The sequence below is a fragment of the Zooshikella harenae genome (assembly GCF_018837975.1).
Lineage (GTDB): Bacteria > Pseudomonadota > Gammaproteobacteria > Pseudomonadales > Zooshikellaceae > Zooshikella > Zooshikella harenae.
The window spans coordinates 18,604-37,148 of sequence record NZ_JAGSOY010000020.1; the positions used below are offsets into that span (position 1 = coordinate 18,604).

An 18,545-nucleotide genomic window follows, 5' to 3' on the forward strand; every position below is an offset into this window, starting at 1 on the left:
ATTTTACAATGCCTCAATCAACTAATTTTTATTTGGCTGTCCCAGAGTTAATACCTGAGCATGCTAAATCACTAGATATTTTACCCATTGTTTTAGAGACCGCTAATAACTTATTAGATTTCCCCCTTACACTACCAGCTAAAAAATTTCATCAAACGCTACAAAAATACCTTAATACGCTAAATACATCACACACTGGTTTTTCTAAAGCAGATTGCGTATATATAGGAACAAAAGGTAATGAAGATAATGACCATGCCTTTAATATTATTCGCTCAACAGATAACCTTTCATTACTAATGCTAAGTAGTGCGCTTGAAGCCTTTAATTTTATTTTTAAAGAAGCGATGCAAGGAGGAACAACTTTAGATCAAACACAATGGGGACGTCTTATTTATGCACTATATGCCCTTTTGAAACTGTTCAAGCAAGAGCAATCACATACTCATAATCCACCTTTAATCCCCCCCCCAGTAATGGAAAATACTCAGCGTGATGCACTTCAGCGTTGGACCAAAGGTCACTATGTATTTATGGTTTTTTGTCAAGGACTTATCATAGCCATAAATAGTTTTCGCAATGAAGTAAACGCTGGCAATACTGCAGCAGCACGCTATTATTTAAGTATAGCTACATCTATTATGTGGGGAGTTGAGTCTAGCTTCCGCTTTACTGGTGATTATACTTACAGTGAGTATGAAAAGTCTGTGCGTCCAACACTCACTCCACCCATTGCTCCTGAAGATATGAGTGGCCTACATTGGCGAGATCATGAACAACTCGTCAAACAACTTATCAATACGAAAAAAATATTCAATCAATTACCCTCAGAGCTACATGAAAGCAGAGACTCATTTTATGAGGCCATGTCAGAAAGTTACGATGCTCATAAATTTGTTTGCACACAATTTGTTGGAGATGAATCTCCAAGCTTATTAATGCAATCCAGAAACCAAATATCAGCAGCAGATACATTAACCAATTTTAAAAAGTCTCGGCTAAATACAATTCATACTAAATCGACTATTTCTTAAAATTAGTATCAACAACTATACTGTAAAGGATTAACCACATGATACATCACGTTGAAACCAATCAAACGATTCTTAACTATATCCGTGATAACTCGCTAAGAGAAAGTAGCATTCTTAAAGCACTCCGTGATGAAACGGGAGAAATGCCTGAGTGCAACATGCAGATCATGCCAGAACAAGGACAATTTATGGCGCTACTGACAAAGATCACACATGCTCAGAAAGCGCTCGAAATAGGTGTTTTTACCGGATACAGCACACTTTGTGTAGCCCAAGCATTACCCGAAGATGGCTTACTGATTGGTTGTGATATCAATGAAGAATGGGTAAATATAGGCCGCCGCTATTGGCATGAAGCAGGAATTGATCATAAAATAAAAACCATGATTGGTGATGCTAAATCAAGCTTAACCAGCTTACTCGATGAAGGATTAGCAGGTACATTTGATATTGCCTTTATAGATGCAGATAAAGAAAACTATGACAGTTACTATGAGTCTGCATTGCAGTTAATCAAAAAAGGTGGTCTGCTTATTTTAGATAACACGCTCTGGTCTGGCGCTGTTGCAGATCCATCAATAGAGGATGAAGAAACCACATCACTACGTCAAATTAATAAAAAACTTCATCATGACAATCGAGTTGAGTTAAGCTTTTTACCTTTTGCTGATGGTTTAACACTTGCCTTAAAGTGTTAGTGTACGTAACAACTAACAAATACTATTTGTGGACTTTGTCAGAAAATATCCATCGTGACTCAATATTTAAGTTTAATAAACAAATTACAAACGATAGGTAAATCTACAATAGTCCACTCATGTCTTACTCACTGTTTATTTACTAGCCCACTACTTAATCATATAAAGTATGGCGTATAACTCTATGTCTCACTTACCAACCTCCCTTAAAGCAACCACTAACGTTGAACAAACTAGTCACTCTCATCAGACTACTGCAACTACATCTAACCTTCATTTAATACCAGGTTATCGGCATACACCACTGATTGGTTGGCGTTGGCAAGGGCTTCGCATGCTAAACGATCCTATTGGTTTTTTTATGAAAACATATAAAGCCTATGGACAAATAAGCAGCTGGGATAATACTGATCCAAAATATATTGCTATCTTTGGCCCAACGTTTCACCAAGCGTTATTTACCCAGTCAAAACAGTTTATTGCAGATGCATTTAGGGAAAGTCAATTTCCGGCTGGGTCGCCCATGGAACGGCTCAGTCTGGGATTACTGAGAATAAATGGTGAAAAACACCGCCAACACCGTCGACTAATGCAGCCTGCTTTCAAAAAAAACAGCATTGATCAATATCTCAATAGTATTACTTCGATCACTCAGGAAACTCTGGATACTTGGAGTTTAAACGAAGTTCGTCGTATTGATCAGGATATTACTTGCTTAATCACCCGAATTTCACTCAAGACTATGTTTGGGCTTGAACAAAATCCACTGTCGAAAAAGCTTGAGCATTACATAGCACTTTTATTAAAAACAGCGGGTTCCTCCACTACACTACTTTTTCCTGTTGATATTCCAGGAAGCACCTACCGTAAAATGTTGCAATGTGCTGCATCTATTGAAGCAATCATTAGAAATATGATCCACCAAAAATGTAAGGCTTCAACGCAAGACTATGATATATTATCAGCACTTATTGCAGCTCGAGATGATCAAGGGATTGGCTTCAGTGAAGATGAACTTATTGGTGAAGCATACACTGTACTATGTCATGAGAGCAGTGCCTCTGCAATTTTATGGACGTTATTTTTATTAGACCAACATCCAGAAGAATATGCCCAATTACTCACAGAGCTACAAACAATCCTTAATAGTAAACCGCCTACCATAGAAGATTTATCAAGATTAAACTATCTTGACTGGGTAATAAAAGAAAGCTTACGTTTATTTCCTCCTGCAGCTTTTGGTATTCGTTATGCTAATGAAGATGCCGAGCTAAATGGCTATCCTATCAATAAAGATACAACTATTTTTTTCAGTGCGTATGTTTCGCACCGCATACCAGAAGTATTCAATCAGCCTTTACGTTTTAACCCCCAACGCTGGGCATCACTTAAACCCTCTCCTTTTGAGTATATTGCATTTGGTGCAGGAGAACATAACTGTATGGGGCGCCATTTCGCCTTACTTGAAGTAAAACTTATTTTGATTTTACTCTTACAGCGTTTTAGGCCCTCACTTATTACAGGTAGCAAGGTCGATCGTTCTATGCGAATTTCATTAGTCGCCAAACAAGGTTTAACTGTAAGGCTGGAAAAACCTAGTCGTTTTTTAAAAGCACCTAAAATAAAGGGAAATATTTTGGAGTCATTTGAAAAAAATGCATAAATATATAAAACGAGACCCTGGTTATATTGACATTTTTAATCGCATAGCCCCGTTATATGATCAAAAATATGGTCAAGATTGCGTAACAGCGCAAACTAAGGTGTTTAATTGGGCAACTAATAGTTACTCAACTGCCCCCGCCAAAATATTGGATATAGGCTGTGGAACAGGTACTTTGTTACAACAACTATCAAATTTTTGGCCTGAATCTCAAGTTATTGGTCTTGATCCAGCCCAAGCAATGATTGAACAAGCCAGTAAAAAATTGCCACATGCTAAATTTATTACTAAAAAAGCAGAAACAATTCCACTCGCCAATAACACCATTGATCTTGTAATCTGTACAACATCATTTGGTCACTTGCGTAACCAGCTTTCGGTATTAAAAGAAATAAATCGAGTTCTTTGCCACAGTGGTATTTTCATTCTTGCAGAGCACTGCCCTCCAAATTTTTTTGTTAAGTTCTTCCTCTATATTATTCAACGTTTACCCAATTTAAAAGCACTACCAGACATTAAAGTACTACTCAAGAAATCAGGACTAACGCCAATTCAAGAAGAGATAACCGACGATCATTTTATTATATTAAAGTCAATAAAATAAAAATATTATATACCTAATACTTCTACTACTATGGCACTTTTTTATACCTAAAATGATTCTTGATGAGTATATTTAAAGTATTTTTGTATGGAGCCAGCAATGTCAAAAACAGCAAACGTTATCATAGTGGGCGCAGGTCCAGCTGGATTAACACTCGCTACCGAACTTGCCAACGCAGGTATTCAAACACATATTATCGAACGAAGAGCTAAACCCAGTAATTTATCTCGAGCATTTGGCATTTTACCACACACCCTTGAATTACTTGATATGAGGGGACGTGCGGATATACTCATTAATAATGGGACGCCTTGGGTACATGCACCACTGGGTGATGGCAAACATAGCCTTGACTTTAGTCGTTTACAAAGCCGATTTCCATTCATGCTAATCATTCCACAGTGTAAAGCTGAAGCTCATTTTGAAGCGATGGCATTAAAAGCGGGTGTAAAAATTACTCGAGGCATGGAAGTAATCGATATAAAACAAACTTCTCAACACGTTATAACTACTGTAAAAACGGCTAAAGGTATCAACCATTTACAAGCAGACTATGTGATTGGTTGTGATGGAGTGAAAAGCACCATTCGTCAGTTACTAAATATTGAGTTTCCAGGGTTTCGCTATGACTGCACATTAAGTATTGCTGATGTTCATTTAACTTATCCTCCAGAACCTAAAGTTTATGCTCGTACCACTAAACGAGGTATGGTTGCTGTTTTTCCATTTGATGATGGATCTTTCCGCCTTATTGTACTTGACCATCACTATATGCATATCCCGGTAGAAAATCCACTCACGCTCGATGAACTTAATGATAGTGTACAAGGTATTCTTGGCAGGGACTTGGGCATTCACCAACCCACCTGGATGTCACGCTTTCGCAGTGAACAACGCCAGGCAGATAAGTACCAGGTCGGTCGTGTATTTTTGGCGGGTGATGCTGCCCATACTCATATACCCTCAGGCGGACAAGGTCTGCAAATAGCCATTCAGGATGCAATCAATCTAGGTTGGAAATTAATTGCTGTACTAAAAGGCCAAGCACCAACTGAGTTATTACAAAGCTATGAACAAGAACGACGCGCAATAAATAGTAAAATACTCAAAAACACAGATAAAATATTTAAATACGAAATATCCCGTAGTCTTCCAGCTCGAATACTTCGTCATTTAAGTGTACTACTAATGAGTGTTCCATTTATTCAATTATTAGTTATCAAACAACTTTCAGGTGTAACATTACGCTACCCATTTCCAAAACAAGGATCACATAAGCTAGTAGGAAAAAGAGTACCAGATATCATGTTAATTGATGAGTTTGGTCACACACATCGTATTTATGAGACGTTAAGAAGACAGCAATTTATATTAATTGATCAAACCACGAATAGTCATTTTATTAAAAATTATATCAATACTGGTAATGAACAGCTTGTAGTGTTAACAGGTCAAATTCAACCGCCACACCAATTACCATGTGCCCTATTGATAAGGCCTGATGGCTACATATTGTGGACGGCCCAATCAGAAAACAACACCACCCTACCAAGCGTACTGGAAAAGTGGCTTCCTAAAAAAGTGCATAAAGACCAACCATTGGCTGCTTAATCTACATTGTAGATACAGATACTCTCTCTTAAAACTATAACGGTAAGAGAGAGTAAATTTTAAATACTCCACTGTATACACAACTCAATCGTAAAAAATTATTTTATTAATCCTAAAATTGCTTTTGGTTTATTGCTTTATTTAGCCAGTTTGTCTCGTCTTATGCATCCAATAACATGACAAAGTCATTACTTATCATTATCCCCTTCTTGTTTGACAGGCTATGGTACTCAACAATTGCTGTATTGCTTTCTAAACCTACAGTATTAAATAAGCTTAATAAAAATGCTATTTGGTTAGATCGAATAATGGGATGTATTTTATTACTGTTAGCGTTAAAGGTTGTTTTAACTTCGTGATCGCCTTATTAAATGCCTAAACATCAAGTTTCGTACTACTCTTAACATAAAGAAAAAGCACTAAGGAAGGTGGAACCTACAACACACTATAGTAAGTATGTATCCCAAAGGCAGCACTATGTATGAAACATATCTTAAAATTTTTATTAATATTGTTATGTAGCCATATCGCAATTGCTAGAACGGTAGACATTGGCTACACCTCTCATGGACTACCTTTTGATGAAGAAAAAGACGAAAAATTGATTGGGGGATTAATCTTCGATATAGCCTCTCTTATTGTGTCAACAGCCAAGCTTGAACCTGTCTTTCACTCACTCCCCGTTAATAGAGTTGAAGAATTTTTAGTCTCTGGATACATTCAGATGTTGTGTTTATACAACCCCAGCTGGTTAATATCTCCTGATCATTTCACTTGGGGACCACCATTATTAAGACAACGTGAGTTTTTTATTATTCGTCAGCAAGATGAAAACATTACCCACTATGAGCAACTCAAGGGCTTTAACATTGGAAGCCATCTAGGTTATATCTATAGTGATACATTGATGTCGCTCTTTGACGATGGTGAAGCGACTCGCATTTCAAGACTCTCAACGCTAGAGCTTTATAAACTAATAAAATTGAATCGTGTTAATGTTATTATTGATAATGACTACTCTTTTTTTTATTTAAAAAGTCAAGGTAAAGCTAATGGGTTACAATTGACCTCCCTTATAGATAACATATACCCATTGCACTGTGCTTTAAGTAAGATAAAACCAACACTGAATAAAAAATTACTTTCTGCAATGAATATAATTGCCAATCAAAATGATGTAGCAAAAGTATTAATTCACTATAAAAATTATTTACCCTCTTCGGCTAACAGAACATCGAACTGACAGCTTTGTTTCTAAAAGTAATGTTCTTCCTTTTTTTCGTTTACGTTTAATTTTATCAACAAGTGTGGTAACGGCCATTTTTCCTAATTCACGCTTTGGCTGAGAAATACTTGTAAGTGGCGGAATAAAATATTTCGCCATAGGAATATCATCATATCCAATGACTGATAATGCTTCAGGAACCTTTACCCCTCCTTTATAAGCAGCACTAATCATTCCCATTGCCATAACATCATTACACACAAACATCGCAGTTGGGCGTTCGGTTAACGACCAAATCGCTTTAAATGCCTGTTCTCCACTCACTGCTTCAAAATCTCCAGCGATAATCCACTCAGAATTTATAGTAAGCTTTGCTTCCTCCATAGCCTGTTGAAATCCAGTAAGCCGTTGCTGGCTGGGTAATTTTTCCATAGGTCCCGTCAAACAACCAATAGCGGTATGTCCCTGCTCAATTAAATAACGTGTTGCAAGGTACCCACCTTGCGCAGAATTATCCTGAATTTTATCCATAAACTCATTACTGGGCCCCCAGTCCATAATCACTTGTGGCAATGACTCATAGGACTCCAATAGTGAAAATAATAAAGGATCATATTCTGTGCACATTAATAGCAAACCATCAATACGCTTTGCAACTAATGTTTCCAAGTAATGGCGAAGTTTTTGACGATCCCCTTCAATGGTACAAAGTAAAAGCGAATAACCTTCTTTGAAACATGCCGCTTCTACCCCCTGTACCACTTCCGCAAAAAAAGGATTTGAGCTTGAGGTGACAAGCAAACCCAATGTGCGTGTTTGATTAACCTTTAAACTTCGAGCAACGGCACTGGGCGCATAGTTTAATGACTTAACGGCGTCATACACTCGTTCCTGCGTTTCTTTTGCAACAAACCGTGTATTATTCAACACATGAGAGACTGTTGTTGTAGAAACACCAGCCAGTTTTGCCACATCTTTTATCGTTGCCATAACATGAATAGCCTTTATCAAGCCTTTTGCTGTTTACAGTACAGCTCAACCTCTGCTCTTTCGGGTATTGCACTTTGTGCACCAAGACGTGTCACACTAATCGCTGCGGCTGCTTGAGCCAAATAAATAGCCTCTGCCATCGATAGATCTTCTGTCAAGGCAACGGCTAAAGCACCATTAAATGTATCGCCAGCGGCCGTTGTATCTACAGTTTTAACATCAAACCCAGGATAATAATGCTGCTCTCCTGCATGACTGAATAATACGCCCGCTTTACCCATCGTAATTAAAACCTTTGATATCCCTTTTTTATGGAGCATATCAGCCGCCATTTTTGCAGAATCAATGTCATTAACCTTTACACCTGTTAAGAGAGAGGCTTCTGTCTCATTCGGTGTAATAATATCCACTGCCGACAAAAGCTCATCATTTAACGGTTGCGCTGGCGCAGGATTCAGAATGACATTAACCCCCTGTTTCTGTGCAGCCTTAGCCGCTAAGGTAACCGTTTCTATTGGCGTTTCTAGTTGCATTAATAATGTATGAACGGATTCTAACTCTGTAAGCCAAGGCATAATACGAGAAGGTGTTAATTCACTGTTCGCACCAGGATGGAGTGCAATACAATTTTCGCCTTGGCTATTAACTAAAATTAATGCAGTTCCTGTAGGCACATCTTTAATTGCTGTTACCCGATTGGTATCTATACCATCAGTTTGAAAATCATGACAAAACTGATGACCAACCGCATCATCCCCCACACAGGCAACAAACGCAACATTACCTTTTAAACGGGCTGCAGCGACGGCTTGATTGGCCCCTTTACCCCCCCCCGTTAACTGGTAATGATCACCCGCAAGGGTTTCTCCTGGTTTTGGGAAATAAGGCACTTGTAACATATGGTCAGCATTAACACTACCTAACACCCATAAGGTATTAGCCATTACTTACTCCTAAATCAGCGCATTTGGGCAGGTCTAAATATACACTTTGACTGTTAAAAGCCCGGTATTTCCAGGCTTTTAACGTTGTCGTTTTACAATGTAATCAGTTTTAATGGTACTGAAATAGAAGGATCAACCGTTTCACCTTTCAGTACTTTTGCGGCAATTTCAATTCCTTTTTCACCAATTAAAGCAGGCTGTTGTGCTACAGTACCCGCAAGAGAACCTGACTTAACCGCATTCACGCCTTCATCAGTCCCATCAAACCCAACAACCAAGACATCACGTTGCGCAGCTTCAATGGCTTTAATCGCTCCTAGCGCCATTTCATCATTTTGAGCAAAAACAGCTTGTACATCTTTATTGGCTTCCAATAAATTTTCCATGACATTCAAGCCTTTTGTTCTATCAAAGTCTGCAGGTTGGCTAGCAAGAACAGCTAAATGTTTCGCTTCAGCAGCTTTATTAAAACCTTCACCACGATCTCTTGCTGCCGAAGTTCCAGGAATACCCTGTAATTGAATGACTTTGGCTCCAGCACCCAGTTTTTCAGCAATATAGTTACCTGCCAGCTCACCACCCGCAACATTATCAGATGCAACGTGCGATGAAACCTCCCCACCATTGGCACCACGGTCTAGCGTGATAACAGGGATTTTAGCTTGGTTCGCCACACGAATAGCATTAACAACGGCAGAAGAATCTGTAGGGTTAATCAAAATAGCTGCAACTTTTTTTACCGTAAGATCTTCTACATTTGCCAGTTCTTTGGCAGGATCATTTTGTGAGTCTAAAACCAGTAACTCATAGCCTAATGCATTCGCTTTCTGCTCTGCACCATCTTTTAACGTTACAAAAAAGGGATTATTCAATGTGGAAATAACCAACGCCAACTTTGGCTTTTCTTTTGTTTGTTCAACAGTAGCTTTTTCCTCTTTTTTATCGCACCCCATTAACCCTACCGTTAACAAAATACCCGTCATTAACATTATTATTTTTTTCATTATTTCCTCCTACTGTCCATTTTATTTACTACGTGTATCAACCAATACTGCTAACAGAATTACAGTTGCTTTAGCAATCATCTGATAGTAAGACGATACATCTAATAAATTAAGCGCATTATTTAAAATACCAATAATCAATGCACCAATTAATGTACCTACAATTCGTCCTTTACCGCCAGCTAAACTTGTACCGCCCAAAACAACGGCTGCAATCGCATCCAGCTCATAGCCAGCACCTGCTGTTGGTTGTGCTGATGCTAATCGTGCTGTTGCAATTATCCCTGCTAGCGCCGCTAGCATACCGCATAAGCTGTATACAATCAGCTTAATATTATCAACATTGATACCAGAAAGTCGGGTTGCACTCTCATTGCCTCCTAGCGCATAAATGTAACGTCCTAAGCGGGTATGATTTAAAATAAAATAACCACCCGCAAACACTATCACCATTAAATACACCGGCACAGGAATACCAAGCACATAACCAGTTCCTAACCAAGAAAACTGATCTGCTGTATGATGAAGCCCTGTTGAAATCGGCCGACCATCAGTAAATACCATGGTCACACCACGAAATAATGTCATTGCCACGAGTGTTGCTATAAAGGGCTGTACTTTACCTTTAGCGATAACAATCCCACTACAAGCTCCCATAAAACTGCCCATCAGCAAGGTGATGAGTACCGCTCCGATCACTGGGACCTCATAACCTATTAAGCTGGCACAAATAGCACCCGACAATGCCAATACCGACCCAACACTTAGATCAATCCCCGCCGTCAAAATAACCAATGTCATGCCGACCGCAATAATGGCATTGATTGATGTTTGTCGTAAAATATTGAGTAAATTATCAACCGCAAGAAATTGAGGATTAAACAGCGAAACTATCGCTACTAAAATAAGTAATGCTAAAAACGACTTATGACGAATTAAATTCTCAACAGAAAACCACTGAACCCAGTGCTCAGCTGAGCTTTTTTTAGTCGACTGTACAGGGCTATTCATACATACTCCTCTTCAGTGGTCTTACCTACTGCGTAACGCATGATATGTTCCTGATTTGCGCTTTGGCCTTCAAACTCACCCACTAAACGCCCAGAATACATGACTAAAATTCGGTCACTCATTCCCAAAATCTCAGGCATATCAGACGACACAAGAATAATTCCCATTCCACTGCGTTTTAACTCATTAATCAAAAGATATATTTCTTTCTTAGCTCCTACATCGATGCCTCGTGTAGGCTCATCCAGAATTAACACCTTTGGATTAGTTAATAATCCCTTGGCAATGGCTACTTTTTGTTGGTTGCCACCCGATAAATACTTAATTAATTGGTATGCAGAAGGTGTTTTTACTCTAAGCCGTTGGATAAACTGCGCAATGGCTTCTTGTTCTTTTGTTTTATTAATCACACCCATTTGCCGAGAAAAGGTTTTCAGTGAACTAAGCACCATATTTTCACCGACTGAAAGCTCTGTAACAAGCCCCTCACCTTTTCGGTCTTCAGAAATATAGGCAATTCCAGCCTTAAGTGCTTGCTGTGGATTCGTACAATTTAATTTCTGACCATTAAGGGTAATGCTTCCTTTCGTGAGTGGATTAGCACCATAAATAATCTTCATTAATTCAGTGCGTCCAGCTCCCATTAACCCTGCAATACCAAGGATTTCACCTTCAAATAACTCAAATGAAGCATTTTGAACCCCAGGACCACTTAAGCCATTAACAGCCATCAGTGTTTTTTGACCACTCTGTTGAGGTTCCCTTGGATATTGCTCAGTGAGTTTCCGGCCAACCATCCACTCAATTATTTCATCCTCATGGGTATCCTTTACAGGCACTTCTTTAATAAGCTCTCCATCTCTTAATACAGTAATATCATCACATACAGTAAAAATTTCTGCCAAACGGTGCGAAATATAAACAATGCCGCATCCTGTCGCACGTAATTCGCGAATAATACGAAATAGGCTCTGAGACTCAGTATCGGTTAACGCATCAGTCGGCTCATCCATAATAATGACCTTGGCATTAACAGCCAAAGCTTTGGCAATTTCGACCATTTGCTGCGTACCAATATTTAGGCTGCCAACAGGAGTACCAGGATCAAGTGATAACCCAAGTCGCTGCAATAGATAATGCGCTTCCTGCTTCATTTTTGACCAGTCAATTCTTCCTGGCCAACATATAAATTCACGTCCTAAAAAAATATTTTCCGCCACAGACAGTTCAGGAAGTAAATTTAACTCTTGATGAATAATACTAATGCCTGCATCTTGAGATGCTTTTGGCGAGGAAAATACACAGTTTTTTCCCAAGTAACAAATGTTACCTGCATCAGCCTGATAAATACCTGTTAATACTTTCATCAGGGTAGATTTACCAGCACCATTTTCGCCTACCAAAGCCATAACTCGCCCTTGATAAACATTAAGGCTAACTTCATGGAGTGCTCGAACCCCAGGAAATGACTTACTTATTGACTGCAATTGTAGTATTGTTTCTGGCATTCTACCCTCACTAAAATACGACACCTGCTTTAATTATAACATTAGCATAGGGTGTGAATTCACCAGTACGTACTACAGCTGTAGCACCATGAGTATTGGCTTTAAATAATTCATGAGAAATATAAGAAATTTTAATAGGATGTCCTTGCGCTTCTTCTTGTTGCTTGACGAGTTGAATAAAGGACTCATACAGCGCTGGACTTTTAACCACGAATTCTTCTGCCAAAATTAATGATTCTACTTGTACTTCACCAAACACAGTAGTACAAGTTTCAATAAATGATGGCGTACCAGGGCAAAGTGCCAAGTCAATACGCGGCGTTGTATTAGGTATAGGTAATCCACTGTCTGCAATGGCCAACATATCATTATGGCCTAATTTAGCTACACAATAGGATAACTCCGAGTTAAGCAGTCGACCTCGTTTCATAGCTTACGTCTCTTGGCATAAAGTTTTTTTATTTTTTAACCACAGCAAAAGAAATGATGACTAAACACCTAACATTAGCTTTTACAATAAAGCCTGAATGGATAGCTAAATGTAAACATCACCTGTTCTTATAAACTCTGTTTCAGAAAAACAAGCTCTTTATTTGTGTCCTTTTACAAGCCACCCATGTCACTTTGACTCATGCTGAAGTTAATACACACTCTATTCTAGGCAAACGATTGCGCAATCGTTTGCCTAGCACAATAATGAATATTCTTAAATACTGTCAACTCATTTCTAATACTAAATATGCCTTAAATGATTTATAGCTAGACATAATAGTTATGAATCTAAGATCACTAACTGGTGGAGTGCCCAAAAATACGTTCCCTCTCACGACAAACTTTGATAATAACCTTTTCTTTTATAAGTCATATTTCATCCCACTTTACGATAGAATATCGATCTTTTGCCAGAGATTGGCAATAAGCCCTAAAGTCGTTCGTGCAGGGTAATTTGTGCTACGGTATATTCCTGCGCCGGTTAACAGTGTTATGGATGAATGGTCATACTGTTATAAGCACAAAACTAACCAAGCAAGAATTGTACATACTGTTTTTTTGTATAAGAAGAAAGAACATGAACTCACTGAGGTATCTGCCCTAGTTATGCTGAAAGTGTCTAAATCCCCCATAGTCATTACAGGAGGAGCACAACGAATTGGCCTTCATTGTGCGCTGAGGTTTGCTGAATTAGGTCAACCTATAGTTGTCTCCTACCGCACACCAAGAGACACACTCAAACAACTCGATAAAGCAGGTGTCACTTGTATTGCTGCTGACTTTAGCCATCCTGATGGCGTAGAAGCATTTACTCGCACGCTTAATCAGCGCTTTGGTAAACTTCGGGCAATTATCCATAATGCATCAAGCTGGCATACCGAAGCCGAAGGCATTGAGCCTGCAGATCTCATGCAACGCATGACACAAATTCACATGGTGACGCCCTATCTTATTAACCGCCGTTGTCATAACTTACTTTTGGCCAACAAGCCTGAGGCCACAGATATTATTCACATCACTGACTGTGTCGTTGAAAAAGGTAGCTATTCCCATATTGCATATAGTGCAAGCAAGGCAGGTATGGATAATATGACTCGGTCGTTTGCCAAGAACTATGCACCCGACATTAAAGTGAATGCAGTTGCGCCTGCACTGATTATGTTCAATGAAGGTGACACACCAGACTACCAGCAACACTCACTGAACAAATCGCTTCTGAAGATCGAGCCAGGGCCAGAAGTCATTTTTGAAACATTATGCTTTTTATTAAATTCCAGCTACATTACTGGGCGCACTATCGGCCTTGACGGTGGCCGACATATTAAATAGTTGAGATTACATTATGAGCAACGAAAAAGTTCAAACTGTTCTTGCAGAAAACTATCGCACAATTATCGCTTCATTAGGAGAAGACCCTAATCGTGAAGGACTGCTTGATACTCCAAAACGCGCCGCCAAAGCAATGCAATTTCTCACCCAGGGATATCATCAAGAATTAGAAAGCATTGTTAACGGTGCAATATTTGAGTCTGACAATGAAGAAATGGTCTTGGTTAAAAATATTGAGCTTTATTCTTTGTGCGAACATCACCTACTACCCTTTATTGGTAAATGCCACGTAGCCTACTTACCTGCAGGAAAAGTGATTGGCCTATCCAAAATCGCTCGGGTAGTTGATATGTTTGCCCGTCGCTTACAGATTCAGGAAAATCTTACATCACAAATTGCCAAGGCTGTTGAAAGCGTTACAGGTGCTCGGGGTGTTGGCGTTATTATTGAAGCCAAACATATGTGTATGATGATGCGTGGTGTTGAAAAGCAAAACTCTGTTATGAGCACATCCGTTATGCTTGGTGATATGCGTAAATCTCAGGCTACCCGCCAAGAATTTTTAACGCTCGTTAATCATCACAACTAAGACATAACATGGATGGCATCAAAGCCTTTTACCTCAACTGTTTTGCTTCGCCCGTTAACGCATTTATTGTGAGGGCTATCAGGGGTATTAGGCTAGCCTTCATCAAGCGGCTTTTAGCAAAACCATTCATAAGTCAGCATAATGTGTGTGCTGTATTCTATCCGAGCTCAACTACAACAAAGCTATCAGTGCCATTCTAAAAAAAAACATACCAATACATAATTTTCTGCAACACATGTAGCTTGTTATCTATTAGGGGTTATTACCAGCTTTCACTGCAAGATACTGCTCAATCTTTAGCATAGGGTGATCAGTAAATACTTTAGTAAAATGCTTAATATAGACCCACTAAAAATTTTGGATGCCATAAAAAAAGCAGGCTGAATGCCTGCTTTTTTTATCACTGAACAATCAAAAAATTGTTTGTGTTATTGCTTACTGGAGATTATTTTCATGATCCCAATAGCAATAATAAAAGTGACAGCCGATGCCGATAAGGCCATCAGAGTTGACTCAGTAAAGCCTAAAACCAAAAAGCCAACAGCAGCAATAAATGCAGTAATTAAGGCATAAGGTAACTGAGTCACTACATGATCAATATGATGACAGGAAGCACCTGTTGAAGAAAGGATAGTCGTGTCCGAAATAGGTGAGCAATGATCACCAAACACTGAACCCGCTAATACAGCCGCAAACATGGGTAGCATCATTGCAATCTCAGTAGCACCAGCCATATCACCCGCAATAGGTAACATAATACCAAACGTGCCCCAGCTAGTGCCTGTAGCAAAGGCCATAATGCCAGAAACAATAAATAAAATGATTGGTAGATACGCAAGATTAAGTACATCTTTAACCAAGCTCGCAAGGTATTTACCTGTTTCCAGTTCACCAATAATGCTAGTCAACATCCAAGCAAAAACCAAAATATAAATCGCTGGTAACATTGCTTTAAGGCCATTCATCAACCCTTTAGCATAGTCTCCTGCAGAAAGCTTTCTAAATGCGGATAAAACGAGGGAAGTCGCAAAGCCACCTAAACCACCATATACCAGTGATTTTGCAACATCAGTCAGCTCAAAAGCACCTAAAATGCTAAAAGGCTTACCATCTTTAGCCAGCGCATCAGCACCTGTTGAAATCATAAAGTAAATTGTAGCTAAAATTAGTACAACAACAGGCAATACTAAATCTATAACTTTACCTTGCCGGTCTGTTTGCATTTCTATTGAACCCGGCGGTGTTCCTCGATCAACGCTAAAAAGCTGTCCATTATGTGCATTATGAGTATGCTTACGCATTGGACCAATTTCCAATTTCAGCAAAATAACCGCTAATACCATCAACAACGCAAACAATGGATAAAAATTCATGGGAACAATGGTGATAAAGGCTGAAAGTGCAGTATAGCCAGTCACTTCATGCGCAACCAATAAACCACCAATCAATGCAATAATATAAGCGCCCCAGCTGGAAATAGGGGTTAAGACGCAGACAGGGGCCGCCGTCGAGTCAATTAAATACGCCAATTTTGCACGAGAAATATTCTGGCGATCAGTAATAGGTCGACATATGTTACCAACCGCTAAGCTGTTAAAGTAATCATCAATAAAGATAAAAATTCCAAGGAAAAAGGTCATTAACAACGAACTTTGTTGCGACTTGACACGCTTCCTGGCCCACTCAGCAAAGGCATTACTGCCCCCCATCATGCTGATAAAACTGGTGATAATACCAAGCACTACTAAAAACAGAAGAATATAAATATTCCAGGTGTTTGGAGCTCCCTCTTTCCAAAATACCCAAGCATTAGGCACGCCATCTTCCCAAAATACTCCTTTAAATGCTTCAGCAATATGTATAATGGCCGCCAGAGGGTCAATATTGGTCAGCAGCAATGCGCCAACAACTATGCCCGCCCCCAAAGAAAATAGTACATGCCGTGTAATAACGGCTAAACCAATGGCAACGACTGGAACAAGTAGCGACCAGGCACTGTTAATATATGTTGATTCCATGAGTTTACTAACCTTTGTTGCTAGGGTTATCTCTACCCTCAGCAGCCAAAAGCTGTTCGCGTGGCACAGATGTCAAGATACTGAAACCATCTGAGCAACAGACTGAAGCTTCGCGTTTCACTGTATTACTGGTAAAAACCAGCAAATCAGATATCTGTTAACCATAACCGTCAGTTTCCACCCAATAGTAAAGTGGTAATTGAACCTTATGGAAAATATTCGCAAACCGCTTAAAACTGCATTGATCAAATTCTTGTTAATGGCTAAATCAAGCGTTCCTGGTAAGTACACCCGAATTAAACTAGAGGCATTATACTCAAGACGCTCAAAATGAACAGATCATTCAGTTACTGCCTGTAACTCATCATTGATGATGGTATAAGTCAACTGTTTACTCTGAGAAGGACAACAGATACGATCTTCTTCATCATGTTGCAGCACAGACAACAGAATCTGTTGATTTTCCACCACCAGGCTCTGCACCTTGGTACGATCACCTAAGTTAACGGCAGGAAGCGCTTTTCTTTCTTCTCCCCCCAGTACCACAGATAGTTCCCGATAATAACCAGAGCCACCAGGATCAGAGATTAATATCGCAACAATATCCAAGTGTCCGTCATTATTAACATCGGCTAGTACACGCTGGCTTGAAAGACGAACCAGTAAATCCTCACCATTTTCAGCCCCTTTTTTATGGCGATAGAGTCCATTACTTAAAGGAGCCCATCCGGATTTAGTAAAGGTTGTCCGATAATCACCATCTACAACATCTGTTTCAGTAAATTCAACAGGCTTGGTTTGTAATAGCTGACAGCCACTCAATACTAGACTAACTGCAAGACATACTGCCCATTGAGTCAATGACTGCATCATTCACTCCTGACAACTTATACAAAGTTAAACGTTCAAAACAACTCTGACCGTTGATTCATACCATCTACGTTAACAGGTTAGTATAAAATAATGCCCACATAAGAGTGGGCATTATTTTTTTCCCCTTTACGAGTCATGTAGTATACATCACTCAGGGTATCTCAAAAGCAAAGTGCTATTTATAACATGCTACGTAGCATCCACACATTTTTCTCGTGCAAGCGCATTCTATCAGAAATCAACCCTGCTGAGGACTCATCGTTAACATCCTGAGCAGTAGGTAAAACACTTCGAGCAACACGCACAACTGACTCATTGGCTTCAGCCAAAATACGTAACATGTCCTGAGCTGAAGGAACATTATCAGGCTGCTCTATACTGGACAACTTTGCAAATGCTTTAAATGTTCCTGGTGCAGGGAAACCAAGTGTTCGAATCCGTTCCGCAATTTCATCTACAGCATTTGCAAGTTCAGTGTATTGTTCTTCAAATAACAAATGCAGATCACGAAAACTCGGACCCGTCACATTCCAGTGAAAGTTATGGGTTAAAAGATATAAGGTGTAACTGTCCGCTAATAGTTTACTTAAGCCGTCAGCAATCTGACCCCGAGCGTCATCTGTGATACCTAAGTTAGGTGTATGAACATCAGCCATGGTCATCTCCTTAAAGCTGTTTTCTTGCAAAGTTATTGTTAGAGGTGAAGTTAATTTCAGTTCAGTTTAATCAACAACAAACGAACAAGAAAACTAATTATATAAATAGAAATGATTAACTTTTTCTATAACAAACATGTTAAAGCAACATAAAATACTTACGCTTCCTCAGTGACTTCTCAAGAACGCTGTCCGTAATTCATAAAAGCCAAAGGCAATACAAAATAGGCAAGAGCGAAGTTTGTTGTTAAGAAAAGTTTACAAAACACAGTAAGTATAACAATGTTGAACACTTA

At 39.2% G+C, this 18,545-nt stretch carries 18 protein-coding genes; 9 read left to right on the forward strand and 9 right to left on the reverse strand.

The window, feature by feature from the left end:
* Positions 1 to 8 precede the first annotated feature (8 nt).
* The 7 genes from KCG35_RS10350 (at position 9) to KCG35_RS10380 (ending at position 6,853) form a co-directional block, all read left to right on the forward strand.
* The gene (locus KCG35_RS10350; RefSeq protein ID WP_215819621.1) at positions 9 to 1,034 is read left to right on the forward strand and encodes a 3-methyl-L-tyrosine peroxygenase-related protein; all 1,026 of its coding nucleotides are present in this window, start codon (positions 9 to 11) and stop codon (positions 1,032 to 1,034) included.
* Between the two features lie 38 nt (positions 1,035 to 1,072).
* Positions 1,073 to 1,732, forward strand: a complete 660-nt coding sequence (locus KCG35_RS10355) for an O-methyltransferase (protein WP_215819622.1) — start codon at positions 1,073 to 1,075, stop codon at positions 1,730 to 1,732.
* Between the two features lie 184 nt (positions 1,733 to 1,916).
* The gene (locus KCG35_RS10360) at positions 1,917 to 3,395 is read left to right on the forward strand and encodes a cytochrome P450 (RefSeq protein ID WP_215819623.1); all 1,479 of its coding nucleotides are present in this window, start codon (positions 1,917 to 1,919) and stop codon (positions 3,393 to 3,395) included.
* Complete coding sequence (locus KCG35_RS10365; protein ID WP_215819624.1) at positions 3,388 to 3,999, forward strand: class I SAM-dependent methyltransferase; 612 nt, start codon at positions 3,388 to 3,390, stop codon at positions 3,997 to 3,999. The genes KCG35_RS10360 and KCG35_RS10365 overlap by 8 nt, the downstream gene beginning before the upstream one ends.
* A gap of 99 nt (positions 4,000 to 4,098) precedes the next feature.
* A complete protein-coding gene (locus KCG35_RS10370) occupies positions 4,099 to 5,610 on the forward strand; it encodes an FAD-dependent monooxygenase (protein WP_215819625.1) in 1,512 nt (503 codons plus the stop codon).
* A gap of 131 nt (positions 5,611 to 5,741) precedes the next feature.
* Entirely contained in the window at positions 5,742 to 5,969 is a 228-nt protein-coding gene (locus KCG35_RS27070; protein ID WP_215819665.1) for a LysE family transporter, read from the forward strand.
* A 122-nt stretch (positions 5,970 to 6,091) separates the two neighbouring features.
* Entirely contained in the window at positions 6,092 to 6,853 is a 762-nt protein-coding gene (locus KCG35_RS10380) for a substrate-binding periplasmic protein (protein ID WP_215819626.1), read from the forward strand.
* Here the strand turns inward: KCG35_RS10380 and KCG35_RS10385 are convergent.
* The 6 genes from KCG35_RS10385 to rbsD all read right to left on the reverse strand — a co-directional run bounded on the left by KCG35_RS10385 (position 6,821) and on the right by rbsD (position 12,722).
* The gene (locus tag KCG35_RS10385) at positions 6,821 to 7,825 is read right to left on the reverse strand and encodes a substrate-binding domain-containing protein (protein WP_215819627.1); all 1,005 of its coding nucleotides are present in this window, start codon (positions 7,823 to 7,825) and stop codon (positions 6,821 to 6,823) included. The genes KCG35_RS10380 and KCG35_RS10385 overlap by 33 nt on opposite strands.
* A 17-nt stretch (positions 7,826 to 7,842) precedes the next feature.
* The gene (gene rbsK / locus KCG35_RS10390; RefSeq protein ID WP_215819628.1) at positions 7,843 to 8,769 is read right to left on the reverse strand and encodes a ribokinase; all 927 of its coding nucleotides are present in this window, start codon (positions 8,767 to 8,769) and stop codon (positions 7,843 to 7,845) included.
* Positions 8,770 to 8,861: 92 nt separating this feature from the next.
* Positions 8,862 to 9,773, reverse strand: a complete 912-nt coding sequence (gene rbsB / locus KCG35_RS10395) for a ribose ABC transporter substrate-binding protein RbsB (protein WP_230409124.1) — start codon at positions 9,771 to 9,773, stop codon at positions 8,862 to 8,864.
* A gap of 21 nt (positions 9,774 to 9,794) precedes the next feature.
* On the reverse strand, positions 9,795 to 10,784 hold the full coding sequence (gene rbsC, locus KCG35_RS10400) for a ribose ABC transporter permease (protein WP_215819629.1): 990 nt from the start codon (positions 10,782 to 10,784) through the stop codon (positions 9,795 to 9,797).
* Positions 10,781 to 12,292, reverse strand: coding sequence for a ribose ABC transporter ATP-binding protein RbsA (rbsA, locus tag KCG35_RS10405; RefSeq protein ID WP_215819630.1), 1,512 nt, complete (start codon positions 12,290 to 12,292; stop codon positions 10,781 to 10,783). The genes rbsC and rbsA overlap by 4 nt, the downstream gene beginning before the upstream one ends.
* A 10-nt stretch (positions 12,293 to 12,302) precedes the next feature.
* Positions 12,303 to 12,722 carry a D-ribose pyranase gene (gene rbsD, locus KCG35_RS10410; RefSeq protein WP_215819631.1) on the reverse strand — a complete coding sequence of 140 codons (420 nt, stop codon included), beginning with the start codon at positions 12,720 to 12,722 and terminating at the stop codon, positions 12,303 to 12,305.
* A 518-nt stretch (positions 12,723 to 13,240) separates the two neighbouring features.
* On the opposite strand from rbsD, the gene folM reads away from it, so the two are divergent.
* Entirely contained in the window at positions 13,241 to 14,113 is an 873-nt protein-coding gene (gene folM, locus KCG35_RS10415; protein ID WP_309227347.1) for a dihydromonapterin reductase, read from the forward strand.
* A gap of 13 nt (positions 14,114 to 14,126) precedes the next feature.
* Complete coding sequence (gene folE / locus KCG35_RS10420) at positions 14,127 to 14,702, forward strand: GTP cyclohydrolase I FolE (protein WP_215819632.1); 576 nt, start codon at positions 14,127 to 14,129, stop codon at positions 14,700 to 14,702.
* Positions 14,703 to 15,130: 428 nt separating this feature from the next.
* Here folE and KCG35_RS10425 read toward each other — a convergent pair whose 3' ends face one another.
* The 3 genes from KCG35_RS10425 to KCG35_RS10435 all read right to left on the reverse strand — a co-directional run bounded on the left by KCG35_RS10425 (position 15,131) and on the right by KCG35_RS10435 (position 18,249).
* Positions 15,131 to 16,720: a Na+/H+ antiporter NhaC family protein gene (locus KCG35_RS10425; RefSeq protein ID WP_215819633.1), complete on the reverse strand. Its 1,590-nt coding sequence runs from the start codon at positions 16,718 to 16,720 to the stop codon at positions 15,131 to 15,133.
* Positions 16,721 to 17,059: 339 nt separating this feature from the next.
* Complete coding sequence (locus KCG35_RS10430) at positions 17,060 to 17,593, reverse strand: hypothetical protein (RefSeq protein WP_215819634.1); 534 nt, start codon at positions 17,591 to 17,593, stop codon at positions 17,060 to 17,062.
* Between the two features lie 179 nt (positions 17,594 to 17,772).
* Entirely contained in the window at positions 17,773 to 18,249 is a 477-nt protein-coding gene (locus KCG35_RS10435) for a Dps family protein (RefSeq protein WP_215819635.1), read from the reverse strand.
* Positions 18,250 to 18,545 lie beyond the last annotated feature (296 nt).